The organism is Neorhizobium petrolearium (assembly GCF_017873175.1).
Classification (GTDB): domain Bacteria; phylum Pseudomonadota; class Alphaproteobacteria; order Rhizobiales; family Rhizobiaceae; genus Neorhizobium; species Neorhizobium petrolearium.
The window spans coordinates 155,579-174,174 of sequence record NZ_JAGGJW010000002.1; the positions used below are offsets into that span (position 1 = coordinate 155,579).

15 protein-coding genes are annotated in these 18,596 nt (G+C 61.4%); 7 read left to right on the top strand and 8 right to left on the bottom strand.

Features of this window, described 5'->3' with window-relative positions; translation table 11 throughout:
• The 4 genes from J2046_RS04720 to J2046_RS04735 form a co-directional block, all read right to left on the bottom strand.
• Positions 1-1,017 (bottom strand): ABC transporter ATP-binding protein, encoded by a 1,017-nt coding sequence (locus tag J2046_RS04720; protein WP_210049937.1) that lies wholly within the window; start codon positions 1,015-1,017, stop codon positions 1-3.
• Complete coding sequence (locus tag J2046_RS04725; RefSeq protein WP_210049938.1) at positions 1,014-1,928, bottom strand: ABC transporter permease; 915 nt, start codon at positions 1,926-1,928, stop codon at positions 1,014-1,016. The genes J2046_RS04720 and J2046_RS04725 overlap by 4 nt, the downstream gene beginning before the upstream one ends.
• Positions 1,921-2,898: an ABC transporter permease gene (locus J2046_RS04730; RefSeq protein WP_037152711.1), complete on the bottom strand. Its 978-nt coding sequence runs from the start codon at positions 2,896-2,898 to the stop codon at positions 1,921-1,923. Before J2046_RS04730 ends, J2046_RS04725 begins: the two co-directional genes overlap by 8 nt.
• A gap of 112 nt (positions 2,899-3,010) precedes the next feature.
• Positions 3,011-4,663: an ABC transporter substrate-binding protein gene (locus J2046_RS04735; RefSeq protein ID WP_210049939.1), complete on the bottom strand. Its 1,653-nt coding sequence runs from the start codon at positions 4,661-4,663 to the stop codon at positions 3,011-3,013.
• Positions 4,664-4,943: 280 nt separating this feature from the next.
• Here J2046_RS04735 and J2046_RS04740 point away from each other — a divergent pair, with 280 nt between their 5' ends.
• The 4 genes from J2046_RS04740 to J2046_RS04755 all read left to right on the top strand — a co-directional run bounded on the left by J2046_RS04740 (position 4,944) and on the right by J2046_RS04755 (position 10,872).
• Positions 4,944-5,744: an IclR family transcriptional regulator gene (locus J2046_RS04740; protein WP_210049940.1), complete on the top strand. Its 801-nt coding sequence runs from the start codon at positions 4,944-4,946 to the stop codon at positions 5,742-5,744.
• Positions 5,745-5,922: 178 nt separating this feature from the next.
• Positions 5,923-7,647 carry a M28 family peptidase gene (locus tag J2046_RS04745; protein ID WP_210049941.1) on the top strand — a complete coding sequence of 575 codons (1,725 nt, stop codon included), beginning with the start codon at positions 5,923-5,925 and terminating at the stop codon, positions 7,645-7,647.
• Positions 7,648-7,890: 243 nt separating this feature from the next.
• The gene (locus J2046_RS04750; RefSeq protein ID WP_210049942.1) at positions 7,891-10,200 is read left to right on the top strand and encodes a xanthine dehydrogenase family protein molybdopterin-binding subunit; all 2,310 of its coding nucleotides are present in this window, start codon (positions 7,891-7,893) and stop codon (positions 10,198-10,200) included.
• A 51-nt stretch (positions 10,201-10,251) separates the two neighbouring features.
• Entirely contained in the window at positions 10,252-10,872 is a 621-nt protein-coding gene (locus J2046_RS04755) for a nucleoside triphosphate hydrolase (protein ID WP_210049943.1), read from the top strand.
• Positions 10,873-10,874: 2 nt separating this feature from the next.
• On the opposite strand, the gene J2046_RS04760 is transcribed toward J2046_RS04755, so the two are convergent.
• The 4 genes from J2046_RS04760 to J2046_RS04775 all read right to left on the bottom strand — a co-directional run bounded on the left by J2046_RS04760 (position 10,875) and on the right by J2046_RS04775 (position 15,199).
• Entirely contained in the window at positions 10,875-11,945 is a 1,071-nt protein-coding gene (locus tag J2046_RS04760; protein ID WP_210049944.1) for an ABC transporter ATP-binding protein, read from the bottom strand.
• A gap of 22 nt (positions 11,946-11,967) precedes the next feature.
• Positions 11,968-12,849, bottom strand: coding sequence for a carbohydrate ABC transporter permease (locus tag J2046_RS04765; RefSeq protein WP_210049945.1), 882 nt, complete (start codon positions 12,847-12,849; stop codon positions 11,968-11,970).
• Positions 12,842-13,789, bottom strand: coding sequence for a carbohydrate ABC transporter permease (locus J2046_RS04770; RefSeq protein ID WP_210049946.1), 948 nt, complete (start codon positions 13,787-13,789; stop codon positions 12,842-12,844). The genes J2046_RS04765 and J2046_RS04770 overlap by 8 nt, the downstream gene beginning before the upstream one ends.
• A gap of 111 nt (positions 13,790-13,900) precedes the next feature.
• Positions 13,901-15,199, bottom strand: coding sequence for an extracellular solute-binding protein (locus tag J2046_RS04775; protein WP_210049947.1), 1,299 nt, complete (start codon positions 15,197-15,199; stop codon positions 13,901-13,903).
• A gap of 229 nt (positions 15,200-15,428) precedes the next feature.
• Between J2046_RS04775 and J2046_RS04780 the strand changes: the two genes are divergently transcribed.
• The 3 genes from J2046_RS04780 to J2046_RS04790 are packed head-to-tail and all read left to right on the top strand — an operon-like array spanning position 15,429 to position 18,427.
• Complete coding sequence (locus tag J2046_RS04780; protein ID WP_210049948.1) at positions 15,429-16,628, top strand: ROK family transcriptional regulator; 1,200 nt, start codon at positions 15,429-15,431, stop codon at positions 16,626-16,628.
• A gap of 36 nt (positions 16,629-16,664) precedes the next feature.
• A complete protein-coding gene (locus J2046_RS04785; protein WP_210049949.1) occupies positions 16,665-17,768 on the top strand; it encodes a Gfo/Idh/MocA family protein in 1,104 nt (367 codons plus the stop codon).
• Positions 17,769-17,785: 17 nt separating this feature from the next.
• Positions 17,786-18,427, top strand: coding sequence for a ThuA domain-containing protein (locus J2046_RS04790; protein WP_210049950.1), 642 nt, complete (start codon positions 17,786-17,788; stop codon positions 18,425-18,427).
• Positions 18,428-18,596 lie beyond the last annotated feature (169 nt).

The following is an 18,596-nucleotide window of genomic DNA, read 5'->3' on the forward strand; positions in this document are numbered from 1 at the left end:
TCATGCGCGGGCCATCCAGGTCTCCGTCTTGGCGGCTTCGATACGCAAGGCGGCGCTTTCACGTGCGCGGTGGCAGAGCACCGGGTGATCCGGAGCGACGTCGACGACCGGTGGCTCCGAGCCGCAGACGTCGAGCGCAAAGGGACAGCGCGGCTTGAACCGGCAGCCAGCCGGCGGATTGGCGAGGTTCGGCGGTGCGCCCTCGATCGGCGTCAGCACGCCGGAAGCAGCTCCCTGCAGGTCCGGAAAGGCGTTGCGCAGGCCCATCGTATAGGGGTGCGAGGGGGCGGTCAGCGCCGCCTGCATGGTTCCCGACTCCGCCACCTTGCCGGCATACATGACAACCGTGCGGTCGCAGATATAGGCGACGACCGAAATGTCGTGCGTGACAAGGATGACAGAGAGGCCGAGCCGTACCTGGAGTTCCTTGAGCTGGTCGAGAATTTGCCGCTGCACGATGACGTCGAGCGCGGTAACCGGCTCATCGGCAATGATCAGTTTCGGGTTGAGCGCCAAAGCCAAGGCAATTGCCACGCGCTGGCGCATGCCGCCGGAAAACTGGTGCGGGTAATCGTTCAAGCGGTTCGCGTCGATGCCGACCATCTCGAACAGCTCTTCGGACCGTTTGCGAGCCTGTCTGCGGTCCATGCCGCCGCGACGGCGCAGCACCTCACCGAGCTGGTATTCGACCGTATAAACCGGGTCGAGCGAGTTCATGGCGCTCTGCGGCACGAAGGCGATGTCACGCCATCTGAGCGCATTCATCTCCCTCTCGGGCAGCTTGGCGAGGTCCCTGCCCTCGAACAGGATCTCACCGCCGGTGATCGCTGCGTTGTCGGCGATCACCCTCGTCAGGGCGCGGGCGACGGTGGTCTTGCCGCAGCCGGATTCGCCGACCAGGCCGGTGATCGAGCCCTTCGGGATGTCGAAGCTCGCACCATCCACGGCGTGAACAAAGCTGCGCCCCACCTGATAGCTGACCCGCAGGTCGCGTACTGAGAGAAGCGGCTCTGTCATCGGTTCAACTTCGGGAAAAGGATGTTTTCATAACCGCGGGTGATGAAGAAGCCCGCGCTGACGACAAGGATGATGCAGATGCCGGGCGGCACGAACCAGTAATAGGCCTGCTTGGCGAGCGCCTGGCTCGCGAACGCATCCTGCAGCATGTAACCCCAACTGATCGAATCCGGATCGCCGAAGCCCAGGAAGCTGATCGAGGCCTCCGTCAGGATCGCCCAGCCGATCGCGATCGAGCCGTAAAGGAAGGAGAGCGGCAGGATGTTCGGCGCGATGTGGCGCACTATGATCTTGAAATCGGACGATCCCGCCACTCGCGCCGCCTCCACATAGCCGCGGGTCCTGAGCGTCAGCACCTGGCTGCGGATGACACGCGCCGTATCGCGCCAGAGCACCAGCGCCATGGCGATCACGACATTCCAGATGGACGGCTGCAGGAAGGCGGCAAGCACGATGACGAAAGGCAGGAACGGGATGCCGAAGGCGATATCGGCCAGCCGCATCAGCACGGCATCCACCAAGCGGCCGAAATAACCGGCGACGAGGCCGATGATCGAGCCGATCAGCGCCACCATGAAGGCAGCAGTCACACCGATCAGCAGGGCCGAGCGGCTGCCATAGACGAGCTGCGAGAAGATATCCCGGCCCAGGCTGGTGGTTCCCATGATGAAACCATCCTGCCCCGGCCGGAGGTCCGCCGCCAGATCGTAGGAAGGCGTGTAGAGGATCTCGGTCGGATCGTGCGTGGTGATCTGGTCGGCAAACACCGCCGTCGCGATGAAGACGAGATAGATGAGAAGGCCGGCGACCGCGAACGGGTCGTTCACCGGCAGTCTCAGCGTGCGGAACATCCGGGCAAGGATATTGGGGCGCCTCGGCTTGATGATTGCGGGTGCGGCGATCTCAGGCATGGGAAACCCTCGGATCGAGGACGGCGTAGAGCAGGTCGGCAAGCAGGTTCATGAGAATGACGACCAGCGCGATCATCAGGAAGGCGCCCTGCGCCAGCGGATAGTCCGAAGCGGCGACCGCATTCACCAGTTCGCGGCCGAGCCCCGGCCAGGAGAAAACGGATTCGACGACGACATTGCCCTGAAGCTGGTAACCGACGGCAATCGCGAAGGAGGTCATCACCGGCAGAAGCGCGTTGCGGGCCGCATGCCGCACCACCACCGTCCAGTTCGACAGGCCTTTGATACGCGCCATGGTGACGAAATCCTCCTTCATCACGTCCAGCATGTTGGAGCGCATCAGGAGAAGCGGCAGGCCTTGGCTGTAGATCGCCAGCGTCGCGGCCGGAAGGATCAGGTGCGAAAGGAAATCGCGGGACGTATAGAGGTCAAGGAAACCGGAATATTCCGCTCCTGGAGCACGCGTGCCGCCTGCAGGGAACCAGCCGAGCGAGAACGAGAAGATGGCGAGCAGCACCATGCCGAGCCAGAATTCCGGCATGGCGCGGGTGGTGAGCACCGCGGGAATGGCGGCCTGTTCAATGAAACTTCCGCGGCGCCAGGCGAGATAGGCACCGGCTAGGATGCCGAAAGCGTAAGCGATGATCAGCGAGGAAAAGGTCAGCACCAGCGTGTTGGGCAAGAGCGTCCAGATACGCTCACCGACCGGCTCACGATAGCGAAAGCTCTGGCCAAGCTCGCCCTGCAGGAGATTTCCGAGATAGATCAGGTATTGCTGCCAGAGCGGCTTGTCGAGGCCGAACTGGGCCATGAGCTGCTGCTGCTGTTCCAGCGTGAATGTCGGATCGATATAGGCAGCCATCGGATTGCCCGGCATCAGCCGAAACATCAGAAAGAGGATGGTCACCACCGCCCACAGGACAAGAGCGAGCTGCAGCAGCCTGCTGCCCACCGCCTTGAAATTGGTCATCTCATAAACTTCCTTCTCTTGGCTCGGCCCCTTGGGAGGAATGCGAGGTTGCCGATGTCAAGCGTCAGGCAGGGAGGAGACGGCGCGGGAGGAGCGCCGCCTCCGCGAAGGATCAATTGGCTGCCAAGGCTTCCTTGGTGTCGCCCGGATAGTGGAGCTTGCCACCTTCGAGCGTATAGCCAGCGTCCTTCAAGGTCTTGGCTGCAACGTCATGGCCGGCCTTGAAACCGTCGACCACCGACTTGTCATGCCAGAACTCGAGCGCAGGCGAGACGATGGAGTTCGAGGCGACCGCGAAGCCGCGATAGGCGGCCTTGACGATCAGCTGACGGTCGACCGCTTCGGAAAGCGCACGGCGGAAGGCCGGGTCGTTGAAGGGCGGACGGCGCTCGTTGAACGCGATGTAGCGGAAGCCCATGTCGACGGTCGACACGACTTCCAGGTCGCCGTCCTTCTTGGCGGCATCGATCAGCACTTGCGGATCGCCGGTGAACTCGCCCATGAAGTTGACTTCGCCCGAACGCAGCATGCCGAGTGCGGCTTCCGCATTGGGAACGATGCGCAGGATCCAGCGATCGACTTTCGGCGGGTTGAAGTGATCCTTGTTGGCCGCAAGCGTGACGGACTCGTTCTTTGCCCAGGAGACGAACTTGAACGGGCCGGAACCGATCGGCATCTGTTCCTGATAGCTTTCGGCGGTTTCCGGCTTCGCGGCGAGATCCTTGAGGATCGGCTCCCAGACATGCTTCGGGATCAGATTGACCTTGGCAAGACTGGAGGTGACGAAGGAGGCTGCCGGCTTCTTCAGCTTGAAGGTGACGATATCGCCGTTGATGGCGATCGAGTCGATATTGGTGGCGAAAGGCTTGTACATCGGCGCTTCGCCGCCGACGGCAGCCTCGAAGGAGAATTTCACGTCTTCCGGCGTGACCGGCTTGCCGTCATGCCACTTCATGCCCGACTTGAGCTTCACGTCGACCGTGGTCGCGTCCTTCCAGGTGAAGCTTTCGGCGGCCCACGGTCTCGGCAGGCCGTCCGGCCCGACACGCAGGAGCCGGTCCCAGACGAGTTCGGTGATCCAGCTGTCGACGCTGCCTGAGATGTAGAGCGGGTTGATCGCCTTGATGTTGTCGGATGAATTGATGATCAGATCCTTCTTGGCGCCGGCCGGCTCAATGCCCAGGAAAGTCCAGGTGTTGCGGATGCCGATGCCGCTCTGGTTGACGACCGATTCCGGCTTCCAGACCGTCTTGTCGAAGGCGAAGGTCGATTTCGGATGCACCAGCATCATATAGGGCTGATCCTTGTCGAGGATCTCCTGCGCCTTGTAGACAAGCGCCTTGCGCTTGTCCGGATCGATCTCGCCGCGCTGGGCTTCCGCCGTCGCGTCGTAATCCTTGTTCAGGTAGCCCGCGAAATTGTAGCCGTTCTCGGCGGTCGATGAATGGAAGAGGTTGAAGACGAGCTCGTCCGGATCAGAGCGCTCGGGCCGGCCGACCATCTGCCAAGCGGTCGAATCCCAGTCGTTTCGCTTGTACCAGACAACATCAGACATCTGCTCCCAGGGCATCGCCTTGACCTCGACATCGAGGCCAAGCTTGCGCCATTCCTGGGCGATGAGCTGGACGGACTGGAATTCTGCCTGCTGACCTGCCTGCGGGCGTGACAGGATGGTGATCTTGCGGATTGGATCGCCGGCAAAGGCGGGCAAGGCCAAGGCACTCACCATCATTGCCGCACATGCGGTTCTCAAAAAGGACTTCATCGTTGTTCTCCTCTGAATAGCTTGACTATTCTCTTTGTTGGCGAGGGTTATCTCCCCCTTGTTTTGCGAACTTTGAAATCATCGCCGACACGCATCGCGCGCACCGAAGGAAATTTTAATCCACAGATTTCATCATCAGCACGCCTGAGGCAATTGCATCGCGACGCACTTTGTTTTATTCCGTGAAACATCGTTTCGCATTGCAAACGAGTAAATCACATTCCCAGAAGATTGCAAGAAGCTTGAAGCAATCCATTTCACATGCCGGAGGGCACACCCGATGACCGAAACCAAGGATTACAAGATCGCAGCCGTGGATCGGGCTCTTGCGCTTTTAGAAGCGCTGGCCGATCGTCCCGAACAGGGTGTCACCTCGCTTGCGAAATCGCTCGGCATGACTAAGTCGCTCGTCTTCCGGCTGCTGCATACGCTGGAGGACCGCGGCTTCGTTTCACGGGATGCGGAACGCGCCGAATATTCGCTCGGCTACCGCATTGGCGTACTCGGCGAGCGGCTCGGCAAGGATGGCGCCTTGCTGCATGCAGCCCGGCCGGTCATGGACGCGCTGCGTGACAAGACGTCGGAAAACATCAACCTCGTCGTCCGGGAAGGGCTGAAGAGCTATGTGCTGGCGACGCGGGCAGGCCGGCATTCGATCCGTCTCTTCGCCCAGGCCGGACGCAACGGTCCGTTGCACGCCGGCGGCGGATCGCTACTCCTGCTTGCCCATGCCGATCCCTCCGTGATCGATACTGTTCTGGCCCAGCCGCTCGAAGCCTTCACCCCGCACACGGTGACTGATCGGGCGAAACTGCTGCAGATCCTCGAACGGATCCGGGCCAACGGCTACAACATCGTACTCAATGATCTCGATGACGGCGCCTTCTCGGTGGCGGCCCCGATCAGGGGAGCGGACGGTGCCGTCATCGCCTCGATCTCCGTCGCTGGCGCGGTGGTCCGTTTCGACGAGGAACGCCGGGAAGCCTATCTGAACGCGGCGCTGGAGGCCGCCGCAGAGATCTCTGAACGCCTGTCGATCCACGGACCAGGCGAAAGCGATCGGATGAAATCAACAGCTTAAGCTCTGCAGATCGCCTATCTTGGTCACTTCGGGAAATTCGGGCGCTTTAGCGCCCGTTTTCGTCAGTGCGATTTCTCGCCCACCGAACCCGCTTGCAGCGTCCAAAAACCTCTGTTAGCGTCTCCTCGTTTTATGAAACAATGTTTCATCTAATAAAACAATTTGGGGAGTACCGGAGATGAATGAGACCGAATCCGCCGTTCTGGGAGCGGTGAAACTGGATGAGACCTGGGCGCTGATCGAGAGCTTCTCGACCTACAAGCGCGAGCATCCGACCGACGTGAACCGTGGCATGGACGAGGTGGCCGCGCGGCTGAAGAAGTACGGTGTCGATGTGACCATGCACGAGCCGAACCTCTATCTGAGCCTTCCGGGGCTTGCCCGTGTCGAGGCCGGCGGCAGGACCTTTCGTGCCAAGCCGCCGGCTTACGCGAAGGACGCCAGGGCCGGCGTGAAGGGCGAACTGGTCTATATCGCAAGCCTCCAGCCGAAGGCGATCTCGACCATGTTCGAGAAGGCCGTCGAGGACACCGACAACCTCGCGGCACGGGTGCGCGGCAAGATCGTTCTCTCCGAAGGTTTCGCCAATCCCGGCCTTGTCTCGCAATTCACGGAACTGGGAGCGATCGGTGTCATTGCCATCAACCCCGGCGTCGACATCCATTGGGGCATCTGCACCACCGTCTGGGGCACGCCGGACCTTGACGACCTGCCGCGTAAGCCTTCTATCCCGGCCGTCGCCGTCAACCGGGAGAGCGGCGACGCACTCATCGAGCTTGCCGGAAGCGGAACGGAAGTTACGGTTTTCACCGACATGGAAGAAGGCTGGTTCACCTCCAAGTTGCCGGAAGTCTTCATCAAGGGCACCGAGGAGCCGGAAAAATACATCCTGCTGCATGGGCATCTCGATAGCTGGGACGTCGGCGTCGGCGACAACGCCACCGGCGATGCAACCCTCCTCGAAATCGCCCGCGTCCTTTGGGAGAACCGCGACAAGCTGAAGCGCTCGGTGCGCATCTGCTGGTGGCCTGGCCATTCGACCGGCCGTTATGCCGGCTCGACCTGGTTCTCGGATAATTTCGCCCTCGACCTCGACGAGAATTGCGTCGCCTCGGTCAATTGCGACAGCCCCGGTTGCCGCTGGGCAACAGAGTTCATCAACCTCTGCATGATGAGCGAGACGGAAGCCTTTCTCTCTGACGTCATCCGGGAAGTAGCCGGCAAACAAGCTGAAGGCGAGCGCCCGCACCGCGCCGGCGACTATTCCTTCAACAATATCGGGCTTTCGAGTTACCTGATGCTGTCCTCCACCATGGCCGACCGCGCCCGCGAGGAGAAGGGCTACTATACGGTCGGCGGCTGCGGCGGCAATATCGCCTGGCACACCGAGAACGACACGCTGGAAATCGCAGACAAGGACATCCTGCTGCGCGACATCAAGGTCTACCTGCTCGCCGTGCTACGCAACGCCAATGCGAAGATCCTGCCCTTCGACTGGCGCGCGACGGCGAAGGAATTCCTCCACACGGTCGACACCTATCAAAAGAAGGCCGGCGACCGCTTCGATCTTTCGCCGACCCGCAAGGCGGTGGAATCGCTGGCTGCAGCATTGACGACCTTCTATGCCGGCATCGACTCCGGCAAGGTGGAAGCGACAAAGGCCAACCACGTGATCCAGCGTCTCGCCCGCATCCTCGTGCCGCTCAACTTCACCCGCGAGCAGCGTTTCCGCCACGATCCGGCCCTCCCGATCCCGGAACTGCCGGCGATCTCGACGGCCGCCGATTTCGACAAGCTCGATCCGGCCAAGCATGGTTTCGCCAAGACGCAACTCGTGCGCGGCCAGAACCGCATCATCGCCGCGGTGCGCCAAGCCGAGGAACTCGTCCGCTCCGCCGCCTGATCACGACCTGAAGAATCGAAAGCCCGCGCCGGCTTGGCCGGCGCGGGCTTTCGTTTGACTGGCGACAATCCGCAAAGGATCTGATGATGTCATAAAATGACATTTGTCAGAGTTGAATTCTTCCTTTAGCGTCAGCCTCCGGGACAGGGTGGGAAGGCCGGGCGGAATCTCGTCCGATGCCTGCTTCGCAGTGGAATCTTGCAGAAAAGTTCGGCCCGGACCTGGCCGGCATGGGAGAGTGTTTTGAGCAGTGATCATGAGGTCTTCACCGGCCGCCGGGAAGACATGAGACTTGTGACCGGACAAGGCGTCTATACCGCCGACAATATATTGGAAGGCCAACTCCACGCCGCCTTCTTGCGGGCGGACCTGCCGCATGCACGCATCGTTTCGATCGATGTAGAGGCGGCTCTGGAAGCACCCGGCGTCCGTCTCGTACTGACGGGCAAGGATGCGCTGGAGGCAAACCTGATCGCTCCCGGCCCACTTGTCTCCTTTCCCGGCGTCGACGGCATGAAGATCAGGGCACCCGCCCGCTACGCCCTTTCGATCGACCGCGTGCGCTTCGTCGGCGAACCGGTCGCGATCGTGGTGGCCGACAGCGCCGATGCGGCGGCCGATGCGATGGAACTGATCTCCGTCGAATATGAAGAACTGCCGGCCGTCACCTCCCCCGAGGCGGCTCTCGATAACGGTGCGCCGCAGCTCTTCGACGACGTGCCGGGCAATCTCGTCTTCCTGCACGGCTTCGGCGACGAGGCCGCGACCGAAGCCGCCTTCGCGAGCGCCGCGCATATCTCGACGCTCACGGTCGAATCGCAGCGCGTCGCCGCCAATCCCATGGAGCTCAAATCCTTCATCGCGGCCTACCACCCGGAAACGGACGTGTTCGACGTCTATTCCGCCAGCCAGGGCACGGGGCTTGCTGACGGGCTTGCCCGTTTCACCGGCCATCCTCCGGAAAAGGTCAGGCATCACATGGGCGATGTCGGCGGCAGCTTCGGCATCCGCGGCGCTGCCTATCCGGAATATGCGGCGATCATGCTTGCTGCGAAAAAACTCTGTCGCCCGGTGCGCTGGACCGCCAGCCGCACAGAGAGCTTCCTTGCCGACTACCACGGCCGCGCGGTAAAATTCACCGGCGAGCTTGCGCTCGGCGAAGATGGCAAGTTCCTTGCCATCCGTATGAATGTCGTTTGCGATCTCGGCGCCTATCACTCGCCGCCGGGCGCGCTGATCAACATCCTGAACCCGATGCTCACCGGCACCGGCTGCTACCAGATTCCGACCGTCTTCGGGCTCAACCGCCTCGCCTTCACGAACACCTCTCCGATCGCCGCCTATCGCGGCGCGGGACGTCCCGACATCAATTATATGGTCGAGCGGCTGGTCGACCAGGCCGCCGTCGATATCGGCATGGACCGCGTCGAGATCCGTCGCAGGAACCTGATCCCGGATGACGCCTATCCCTATCAGACTCCGACCACCATCTACGACAGCGGCAGCTACAAGGCCATGCTCGAGGAAGCCGTCTCGATCGCCGACTGGAAGGGTTTCGAGGCGCGTCGGGAACAGTCCGAAAGGCAGGGCAATCTGCGCGGCATCGGTATGGGAATCTTCATCGAGCCATCCGGCGGCGGACACATGCCGGAGGAAACCGAAATCCGCTTCGAGCCCGACGGTACGGTGACGCTCTACACCCTTTCCGGTTCCGCCGGCCAGGGCCACGAGACGGTGTTCCCGCAACTGGTCGCGAAGGAACTCGGCATCGACGAGAACCTGATCACGCTGCGTGCCAACAGTGTTCAAGCCCCGCACAAGCTGAAAGGTGCGGGTACGATGGGTTCGCGCAGCATGGCCTCGCACGGAGCGTCGCTCACGGTTACTTCCCGCGAAGTGGTCAAGAAGGGCTTCAAACTCGCAGCGGACGCACTGGAAGCCTCCGAGAACGACATCGAATTCGACCACGGCCACTACAAGGTCGCCGGCACCAACCTCTCCATTTCGCTTATGGAACTTGCAGCCCGCAATTCCGCGCCGGATGGCAATGCGCTGGATACGCTGGCGGCGATCCAGCCGGAACGCAATTTTCCGGGCGGCGTGCATGTCGCCGAAGTGGAGATCGACCCCGGTACCGGCGAGACCAGGGTCATTTCCTATATCGGCGTCGACGATGCCGGGCATGTGATCAACCACACGCTCCTCGAAGGCCAGATGCATGGCGGCCTTGCCCAGGGGGCCGGCCAGGTATTCGGCGAGCAGATCGTCTACGACGAAGAAAGCGGCCAGCTCCTGACCGCCACTTTCATGGACTATTTCATGCCGCGCGCCGACTTCATGCCGACGCCGCGCTTCTTCGACATGCCGACGCCATCGCCCACCAACGTGCTCGGCGCCAAGGGCGGCGGAGAGGCCGGCACGACCGGAGCGCTGCCGACGCTGATGAACGCCGTGATGGACGCCCTGCGCCGGTCGGGCGTCAAAGAGTTCGATATGCCGGCAACGCCCCACAGGGTCTGGGCGGCCTTGAACTCGGCGGGTGCCAACGTCTGACGGAAGCGATAAAGTCGTCCGGAGACGAGTCCCCCTGCAGGATGCCGGATAATGAAACTGGACGATATTGCTGAAACCGTGATGAACCGAGCGAAAGACAGGCGGCGGTTCATCGTCGCAATCGCGGGACCGCCGGGCGCCGGCAAATCGACCTTTGCCGATGCGCTGCGCGAAGCCCTCATCGCTCGCGGAGAAACCGTCGAAATCCTGCCGATGGACGGCTTCCATATGGACAACGGCATTCTGAGCGCGCGTGGCCTCCTGCCCCGCAAGGGTGCACCGGAGACATTCGACGTTCGCGGCTTTGCCGACACCCTCAAGGCCGTCCGGCAGGCGGACGAGGAAGTGCTGGTGCCGGTCTTCGACCGGTCCCGCGAGATCGCCATCGCCTCGGCTCGCCCGATTGCGCCGGACACCCATATCGTGCTTGCGGAAGGCAATTACCTGCTGATCGACCACGCCCCCTGGTCGCGGCTCAAGGATATGTTCGATCTCACGATCTTTGTCGGCCCATCGGAAGACGTGCTGCGAGAACGGCTCATCGCGCGATGGGTCCATCACGGCCTCGACGAAGCCGGCATCGCATGGAAACTCGACGGCAACGACCTGCCGAACGGGCGCTATATCATCGCCAATTCGCGGCCTGCCGATATCCGGCTGGAGATATTCTGAAATTACAGCGCGACACCGCTCTCGCGGTCGAAGACATGCACCTGTTCAGCGGGAATATTGGCCTCAAACCGCGCGCCGTAGCGGGCCGGATATTCACCGTCGACGATCGCCACGACCGGCTGGCCGGCAAGATCGAAGACCACATGTGTCTGCGCCCCGGTCGGCTCGACCAGCAAAGTCTGCCCCGCGAGCACCGTCCCGCCCACGCCGGGACTCAAGTGCTCGGGACGCAGGCCGACTTTTATCGCCTGGCCGCGCTTCACCTTGCGGTCCGCCGCAATGCGGATCGCCGTCCCGTCGCTAAGGCGCGCCGCCGGTTCGCCGCCCTCGCCGTCCACCGTGCCATCAAGGATGTTCATGGCCGGCGAGCCGATGAAGGCGGCGACGAAGAGATTGGCCGGCTTCTTATAGAGTTCCATCGGTGTACCTTCCTGCTCCATCCGGCCTTGATTCAGCACGACGACGCGGTCGGCGAGCGTCATCGCCTCGATCTGGTCGTGGGTGACGTAGATTGAAGTGGTACCGACCTTCTGGTGAAGCGTCTTGATTTCGGAGCGCATCTGCACGCGCAGCTTCGCGTCGAGATTGGAAAGCGGCTCGTCGAACAGGAAGACTGCAGGGTTGCGGACAATCGCCCGGCCCATGGCGACGCGTTGCCGTTGGCCGCCGGAGAGCTGAGCCGGCTTGCGATCGAGAAGCGGCATGAGGTCGAGCATGCGGGCCGCCTCATTGACTCGTTCGGCGATCACCGGTTTCGGCGCACCGGAAAGGCGCAGGTTGAAACCCATGTTTTCCGCCACCGTCATGTGCGGATAGAGCGCATAGGACTGGAACACCATGGCGATGTTGCGTTCGCGCGGCGTCAGATCGTTGACCACCGCATGGTCGATGACGACATCGCCGGCCGTGATCTCTTCAAGCCCGGCGATCATCCGCAGCAGCGTCGATTTTCCGCAGCCGGATGGGCCGACCAATGCGATGAACTGGCCGTCTTCGATCGACAGGGAGACGCCATGGATCACTTCGAGCGAGCCGTAGGCCTTGCGGACATTCCTGAGTTCGACGGATGCCATGATAATACCTCCGATCCTGCGCTCAGGACTTCACCGCACCGGCGGTGAGACCGGCGATGATGTGCTTCTGGGCGAGAAAAAAGACGATGATGGTCGGCAGGATGGTGAGCGTGATGAAGGCGAGCACCAGATGCCATTCGGTGCTGAACTCTCCCTTGTAAACCATGATGCCGAGCGGCCAGGGATAACGGCTTTCGGAATTCAGCAGGATGAGCGGCAGTATGTAGCTGTTCCAGCTTCCGACGAAGGAGATGATGCCGACGGTCGCGACGATCGGACGCGACAGCGGGAGCGTCACGTGCCAGAAGAAGCCGAAATAGCCGCATCCATCGACAAAGGCCGCGTCGAAAAGCTCCACCGGCAGGCCGCGGAAATAGTTGCGGAACAGGATGATGCTCATGCCGAGCCCGAAGGCCACCTGCGGCAGCACGACACCCCAATAGGTGTCGAGCAGACCGAGATCGCGAATGCGGATATAGAGCGGCAATATGGCAGTGGCGGCCGGAAACATCAGGCCGGTCAGGAAATAGTTCAGCAGATAGTCCGAACCGAAAAAGCGGATATGGGCGAAACAGAAGGCCGCCATCGCCGCAAATGTCAGCGTCAGGAATACCGTGAGCGCCGCGATGAGCAGGGAATTGCCCATCTGCAGCCAGTAGCGCTGGCTGGTGATGATATCGCCGTAATTGCTCCACTGCCATTCCAAGGGCAGGCCAAAGGGATTGCCCCTCAGGTCCGACAGCGTCTTGAAACCGCCGAGCGCGGTGCTCACGAGTGGAACGATGACCAGGGCAGCGACGACAATCAGGCAAACATAGAGATAGGTCCTGGTCGCGACGGAGAGCCTGCGGCCGCCCGTGTGCTCCGTTGCTGCGTCGATCGGTGGTGCGGCAATATCAGTCATGGCGCATGAATATCCGCTTGTAGCTGAAGGCGAGGGTCACGCAGATGACGAACAGGATCACGCCGACGGCGCTGCCGAAACCGATCTGCATGCGCGTCACGCCGAAATTGTAGAGAAATGTCACGATAGTCTGCGTGGCGTTCGATGGCCCACCGCCGGTGAGCGGCATGATCATGTCGAAGAGATGCAGCGAACCGACGACCGCGAAGAAAACCGACAGCCGGACGGTGGAACCGAGCAGCGGCAGGGTGACCAGGCGGAACTTCTGCCAGCCGGACGCGCCGTCGATATCGGCGGCTTCGAGCACGCTCTTGTCGATCGCCTGGAGCCCTGCGATGAACAGCATCATGTGGAAGCCGAAATATTTCCAGACCACCACGGCGAGGATCGCATACATCGCTGTGTCGCGGTCGGCTAGCAGGAATGGCGCCTCGAAACCGAAGAAATGGGCGATACCGGCTGCGAGGCCAAAATCGCCGTCATAGACGAAGCGCCAGATCATGCCGGCGGCGACATCAGCCAGCACATAGGGAAGGAAGAAGATCAGCCGGAAGAACAGCGCACCACGGATGCGGGTCGTCACCATCGTCGCGAGCCAGAGCGCCAAGGGAATCTGCAAGGCGAGCGAGACGAGGATGATGAGGCCATTGTTGATCAGCGCCTGGATGAACGCGCTGTTGCGCAGGACAAGCTGATAATTGCGCCAGCCGACCCATTGGGTGGGCAGGCCGTAACCGTTCCAGTTGTAGAAGGAATACCAGGCAGCCTCCCCCATCGGCAGGATGACCAGCACGGTAAACAGCAGGAGAGCCGGCGGCAGGAACACTACGAGTACCGGCCACTTGCTTTTCGCAAACGAGCGACGGCGGCGATTGGTTCGGCCGGTGATGCCCGCGCCGGAGGCGGGCAGCGATTTGGCCAATATTGACGTCGTATTCATCGGTATGGTCGCGGCTCCCCGACTGCCGGTGGCGGTCGCTCATGAAATGAATGACATCTGACTCGTTCCGGCACCGCGATCGGCGATCGCGGTGCCGGTAAGGATCAGGACTTAAGGGTTCTCGAGCGAAAACGCGTCCTGGATCTGCTGGGCGGCGTCCGCCGGGGACTGCTGGCCTGAAACAATGGCGACCGACATGTCGTTGACGACGGCACCGACATTAGGCCCAAGATCCTGATCGAGGAAGTTCTGGTGCCAGGTCTCGTTGGCGATCGCCTCCGCAGCGACCTTCAGAAGCGGGTCGGACACGGCATCGCTTGCGCCCTTGGCCACGGGAAGGATCTTCGCGTCCCGAGCCAGCTTTCGCTGCACGTCCGGGCTGCTGAAATATTTCAGGAACTCTTCGGTCTCGGGCGGCGCGTTCTTGGTGATCGTCCAGCCGTTGATGCCGCCGAAATTGTCGGTGACGACGCCGGGCGCGCCGTCAAGCGCCGGGAAAGGGAACCTGCCGATATTCTCCACCGGCAATCCCTTGCCGCTGGTGGAATTGACGGCTTGCGTGCCGGGCGTGTTTTCGAAGCTCAGGATAATGGCGGCACGCCCGTCGCCAAACGCCGCGAGCGCATCGTTCCAGGTAGCACCTAGATAGCCGTTCTGAAACGGTTCGAGCTTGCCAAGCTCAGCCAGATATTCGCCTGCCTTGACGAAGGGCTCGCTGGCGAAACCGTCACCCTTGCCTGCCTTGGCGTCGACGAACCCTTGGTGGCCGGCTTGACGCATGGCAAGATAGCTCCAGTAGAAATGGAGAGGCCACTTGTCGCCGCCGCCACCGGCGATTGGCGTAATGCCGGCTGCCTTGAGCTTCTTGACGGCATCGGTGAAATTACCCCAGGTCTTGATCGTGGAAGCATCGACACCGGCCTTCTGGAACAGTTCCTTGTTGTAATAGAAAGCGACGACGCCGGTCCTGAAGGGTGCTGCCCAGACCTTGTCGTCAAAAGTCAGCGCATCGACGGCCGCCGCGTTGATCGTGTTTCGCCAGGCGCCGCCATTAGCATCAAGCGCCCCGGTGACGTCGCGCAGCATGCCGGTTTGCGCCTGCGCCTTCAGCACGCCTCCACCCCAGGTGTAAAACATGCTCGGCGCTTCGGACGACTGCAGCAGGGTCGGGATCTTCGCCTTGAAGGCCTGGTTCTCCAGGAATTTCATCTCGATCTTGACGCCCGGATGGTCCTTTTCGAATTGCTCGGCAATGCCGCGCCAGACCTCGATCACGTTTGGCTGGGCCTCCACATACATCCATGTGATGACCGATTCCGCAGCCGCGACTGCGGCGCTTGCCATAAGCGCGGCGGCCCCCAGGGCCGCGACCTTGAACCTGCGTATTCCGTCTGTCCTGATGATAGCCATAATCGCACTCCTCCCGTAGCGCTTTATTTCTGCATCCGGATTAAATAAACGCGGACGTTAGCAATCTGTCAATACCTTGCCCAGAGAAGCGGCTTTGAACGCGCGAAAATGCGGGCTTTACAGAAATTCCTGTTGCACTTATGCGAAATTCCGCTCTAGAAGAAAGTGAATTTAATTTGCCTGGCGTAAAAAATCCGCGGGCACTGATTGGGTTCTGGATGCCTGCGCAATGAAAACTGCCGATCCCGAATTGATGCGCGCCATCAACCGCTTGAGCGTGCTGGATACGATCCGGCGCCATGGACCTATTTCCCGGGTGGAGATCAGCGAACGCACGGAGCTCTCGACCACCACCGTTTCGGCAATCACCGCATCCCTTCTCGACGACGGGCTGATCCTGACCCGCCATGAAGGCGATATCCGCAACGCGGCCGCGCGTGGTCGCCCCCGCGTCATGCTGGAAGTCAATCCGGATGCCGCCCGCGTGGTCGGCGCCAAGATCGCCGCAAGCCGCATGGTCTTCGTCGTCGCCAATTTCCGCGGCGACGTGCTTTCGACGCTGACGTTGCCGATCCGCATCGACCGGCAGCCGATCGCGGTGATCGCGGATCTTGTCGAGGATGGCGTGCGTCGCTGCGTTGTAGATGCCGGCCTCTCGCTGGAGGATGTTGATAGCGTTTGCCTCGGCATTCCCGGTGTCATCGAACACCGCACCGGCCATATCCGATCGAGCCCGATTTTCCGCGAAGTCAATATTGATTTTGCTGCGGAAATGTCGGCGCGCCTGTCGACGCCGACGATTATCGAGAGCGACGCGCACGCCATCACGCTTGGCCACCACTGGTTCGGCAAGGCCCGTGAACTGGAAGATATGGTTCTGGTCTCGCTGGAGCAGACGCTAGGGCTCGGCGTATTGCATCGTAACAGGCTCTTTCGCGGTGCCGGCGGCCTTAGCCACAATCTCGGAGACCTTGTGCTCGGCATCGGCCCACAAGGCGTCATGCGCCTTTCAAGTCAGGCGGGAGAGAGCGCCATTCTGGGCGAACAGCAGACTGATGGGCGTTTCGCCGAAGCGATACGGCTCGGTCGCGGCATGACCCATGTCCAGGCGCTGATCCAGGCCGATGACGACCGACTGATCACCGCAGCGGTACGTGCCGGCGAGGCAATCGGACTGACGATCGCTAATATCGTCACTCTGTTCGCGCCGCCGCGGGTTATCCTCGTCGGCTCGTCGCTGGCGCTCGGAGAGCCATTTCTCAACAGTTTACGCGATGCCTATGCGCTTGCCATTCCACCGTCACTTAAGGGTGTCAGCGAGCTCGTATTCGACGATTCTACGGACGATTTCTGGGCTCAGGGCGCTGCCGCCGTTGCGCTTTACGAGCTTTACGAATCGCCTTGGAGCACCACGGGACCGGCCCTCTGACGCATCGAGCAGGCAGAATTCATCGGGAGGAAAATGATGGACAAAGTCGGTATCGGCATCATCGGATGCGGCAATATTTCGGGCGCCTATCTGAAGGCGATGACCTCCACCTTTCCGATCCTCGACATTCGCGGGCTGGCCGACCTCAATCGCGATCTCGCCGAGGCCAAGGCTGCCGAATTCAATCTGCAGGCAAAGGCTGTCGCTGAGCTGCTGGCTGATCCGAAAGTCGAGATCATCGTCAACCTGACCATCCCGAAAGCGCATGTCGCGGTTGGACTGCAAGCCCTGGAAGCCGGCAAGCACACCTATTCGGAAAAGCCGCTGGGGATTAATTTCGCGGAAGGGAAAAAACTGGCCGATACCGCCAGGGCAAAAGGCCTGCGCATCGGCGCAGCGCCCGATACATTCCTCGGCGGCGGCCACCAGACCGCCCGCGCGCTCATGGACCAGGGCGTCATCGGCATTCCCGTCGGCGGCACGGCCACCTTCATGTGCCCCGGCCATGAGCGTTGGCACCCGAACCCCGCCTTCTATTACGAGGTCGGCGGCGGCCCGATGCTGGACATGGGGCCGTACTACATCACCGATCTCGTCAATCTCCTCGGCCCTGTCGCGCAGGTCGCGGGTTTTGCGATCACCCCGCGCAAGGAGCGCATCATCACCAGCGAACCCCGCAACGGCGAACGCATTCCCGTGCATGTGCCGACCCATGTGGCAGGCGTGATGCGCTTCGCCAACGGCGCGGTCGTGCAGATCGGCATGAGTTTCGACGTCGCCGGCCACAAGCATGTGCCGCTCGAAGTCTATGGTACCGAAGGTACGCTGATCGTGCCGGATCCGAACCGTTTCGCCGGCCCGGTCGAATATCTGAAGAAGGGCGGCCAGTTCGAGGACCAGCCGGTCACCATGCCCTATGCGGACGGCAATTACCGTTCGATCGGCGTCGCCGACATGGCCTATGCGATCCGCTCCAATCGCCCGCATCGGGCTAACGGCGATCTGGCCTTGCATGTCCTGGAGGTCATGGAAGCTTTCCACACGGCCGCCGCGGAAGGTCGCACGATCAACATCACTACGGCAACGGAACGCCCGGCACCCCTGTCGGAGTCGCTGATCGACGGCCTGCTGGCCATATGATTTTGGAGGAGAAGAAAATGCGCGAAGCACTGATCGTCTGGGGCGGCTGGAGTGGCCACGAGCCGCAGGAATGCGCAGCCATTATCAAGGACATGCTCGAAGAGGATGGTTTCAAGGTCTATCTGGAGCATTCGACCGAAGCCTTCGCCGATCCCTCGATCCATGATCTCAGCCTGATCGTGCCGATCATGACCATGTCGAAGATAGAGAAGGAAGAGGTGAAGAACCTCGCCGCGGCCGTACAGAACGGCGTCGGCATCGCCGGCTACCATGGCGGCGCGGGCGACGCTTTCCGCGATTCTGTCGATTACCAGTTCATCATCGGCGGCCAGTGGGTGGCCCATCCCGGCAACATCATCGACTACGCCGTGAACATCACCCGGCCCGACGATCCCTTGATGGAAGGGATCAGCGATTTCCCCTACACGTCCGAGCAGTATTATATGCATGTCGACCCCTCGAATGAGGTCCTCGCCACGACCACCTTCACCGGGGATCACGCATACTGGATTGACGGCGTCGTCATGCCGGTGGTCTGGAAGCGGAAATACGGCAAGGGCCGCGTCTTCTACTCGTCGCTCGGCCATCAGGCGAAGGAATTCGACGTGCCGCAGATGAAGACGATCTTTAGACGTGGAGCGAATTGGGCGGCGCGGTGAAATAGGGCCGAGGAGTGGTTCCCCATCTCTTCTGCAATGGAGCACCCGGCGCTGCCACGGGTTTACCTCTCCCCTTGCGGGAGAGGTTACCAAATCACGATCTTAGCAAAGCTAAGTCGTAGATTTTGTTGGTGAGGGATTTTTGCTTACCCGGCCCCGCGCCTGCGGC

What these genes read in the sequence shown, in the direction of transcription:
- J2046_RS04765 (WP_210049945.1), bottom strand. Translation starts at nt 12,849, where the DNA reads ATGACTGATATTGCCGCACCACCGATCGACGCAGCAACGGAGCACACG.
- J2046_RS04760 (WP_210049944.1), bottom strand. Translation starts at nt 11,945, where the DNA reads ATGGCATCCGTCGAACTCAGGAATGTCCGCAAGGCCTACGGCTCGCTC.
- J2046_RS04730 (WP_037152711.1), bottom strand. Translation starts at nt 2,898, where the DNA reads ATGACCAATTTCAAGGCGGTGGGCAGCAGGCTGCTGCAGCTCGCTCTT.
- J2046_RS04720 (WP_210049937.1), bottom strand. Translation starts at nt 1,017, where the DNA reads ATGACAGAGCCGCTTCTCTCAGTACGCGACCTGCGGGTCAGCTATCAG.
- J2046_RS04780 (WP_210049948.1), top strand. Translation starts at nt 15,429, where the DNA reads ATGAAAACTGCCGATCCCGAATTGATGCGCGCCATCAACCGCTTGAGC.
- J2046_RS04725 (WP_210049938.1), bottom strand. Translation starts at nt 1,928, where the DNA reads ATGCCTGAGATCGCCGCACCCGCAATCATCAAGCCGAGGCGCCCCAAT.
- J2046_RS04790 (WP_210049950.1), top strand. Translation starts at nt 17,786, where the DNA reads ATGCGCGAAGCACTGATCGTCTGGGGCGGCTGGAGTGGCCACGAGCCG.
- J2046_RS04785 (WP_210049949.1), top strand. Translation starts at nt 16,665, where the DNA reads ATGGACAAAGTCGGTATCGGCATCATCGGATGCGGCAATATTTCGGGC.
- J2046_RS04735 (WP_210049939.1), bottom strand. Translation starts at nt 4,663, where the DNA reads ATGAAGTCCTTTTTGAGAACCGCATGTGCGGCAATGATGGTGAGTGCC.
- J2046_RS04770 (WP_210049946.1), bottom strand. Translation starts at nt 13,789, where the DNA reads ATGAATACGACGTCAATATTGGCCAAATCGCTGCCCGCCTCCGGCGCG.
- J2046_RS04745 (WP_210049941.1), top strand. Translation starts at nt 5,923, where the DNA reads ATGAATGAGACCGAATCCGCCGTTCTGGGAGCGGTGAAACTGGATGAG.
- J2046_RS04755 (WP_210049943.1), top strand. Translation starts at nt 10,252, where the DNA reads ATGAAACTGGACGATATTGCTGAAACCGTGATGAACCGAGCGAAAGAC.
- J2046_RS04740 (WP_210049940.1), top strand. Translation starts at nt 4,944, where the DNA reads ATGACCGAAACCAAGGATTACAAGATCGCAGCCGTGGATCGGGCTCTT.
- J2046_RS04775 (WP_210049947.1), bottom strand. Translation starts at nt 15,199, where the DNA reads ATGGCTATCATCAGGACAGACGGAATACGCAGGTTCAAGGTCGCGGCC.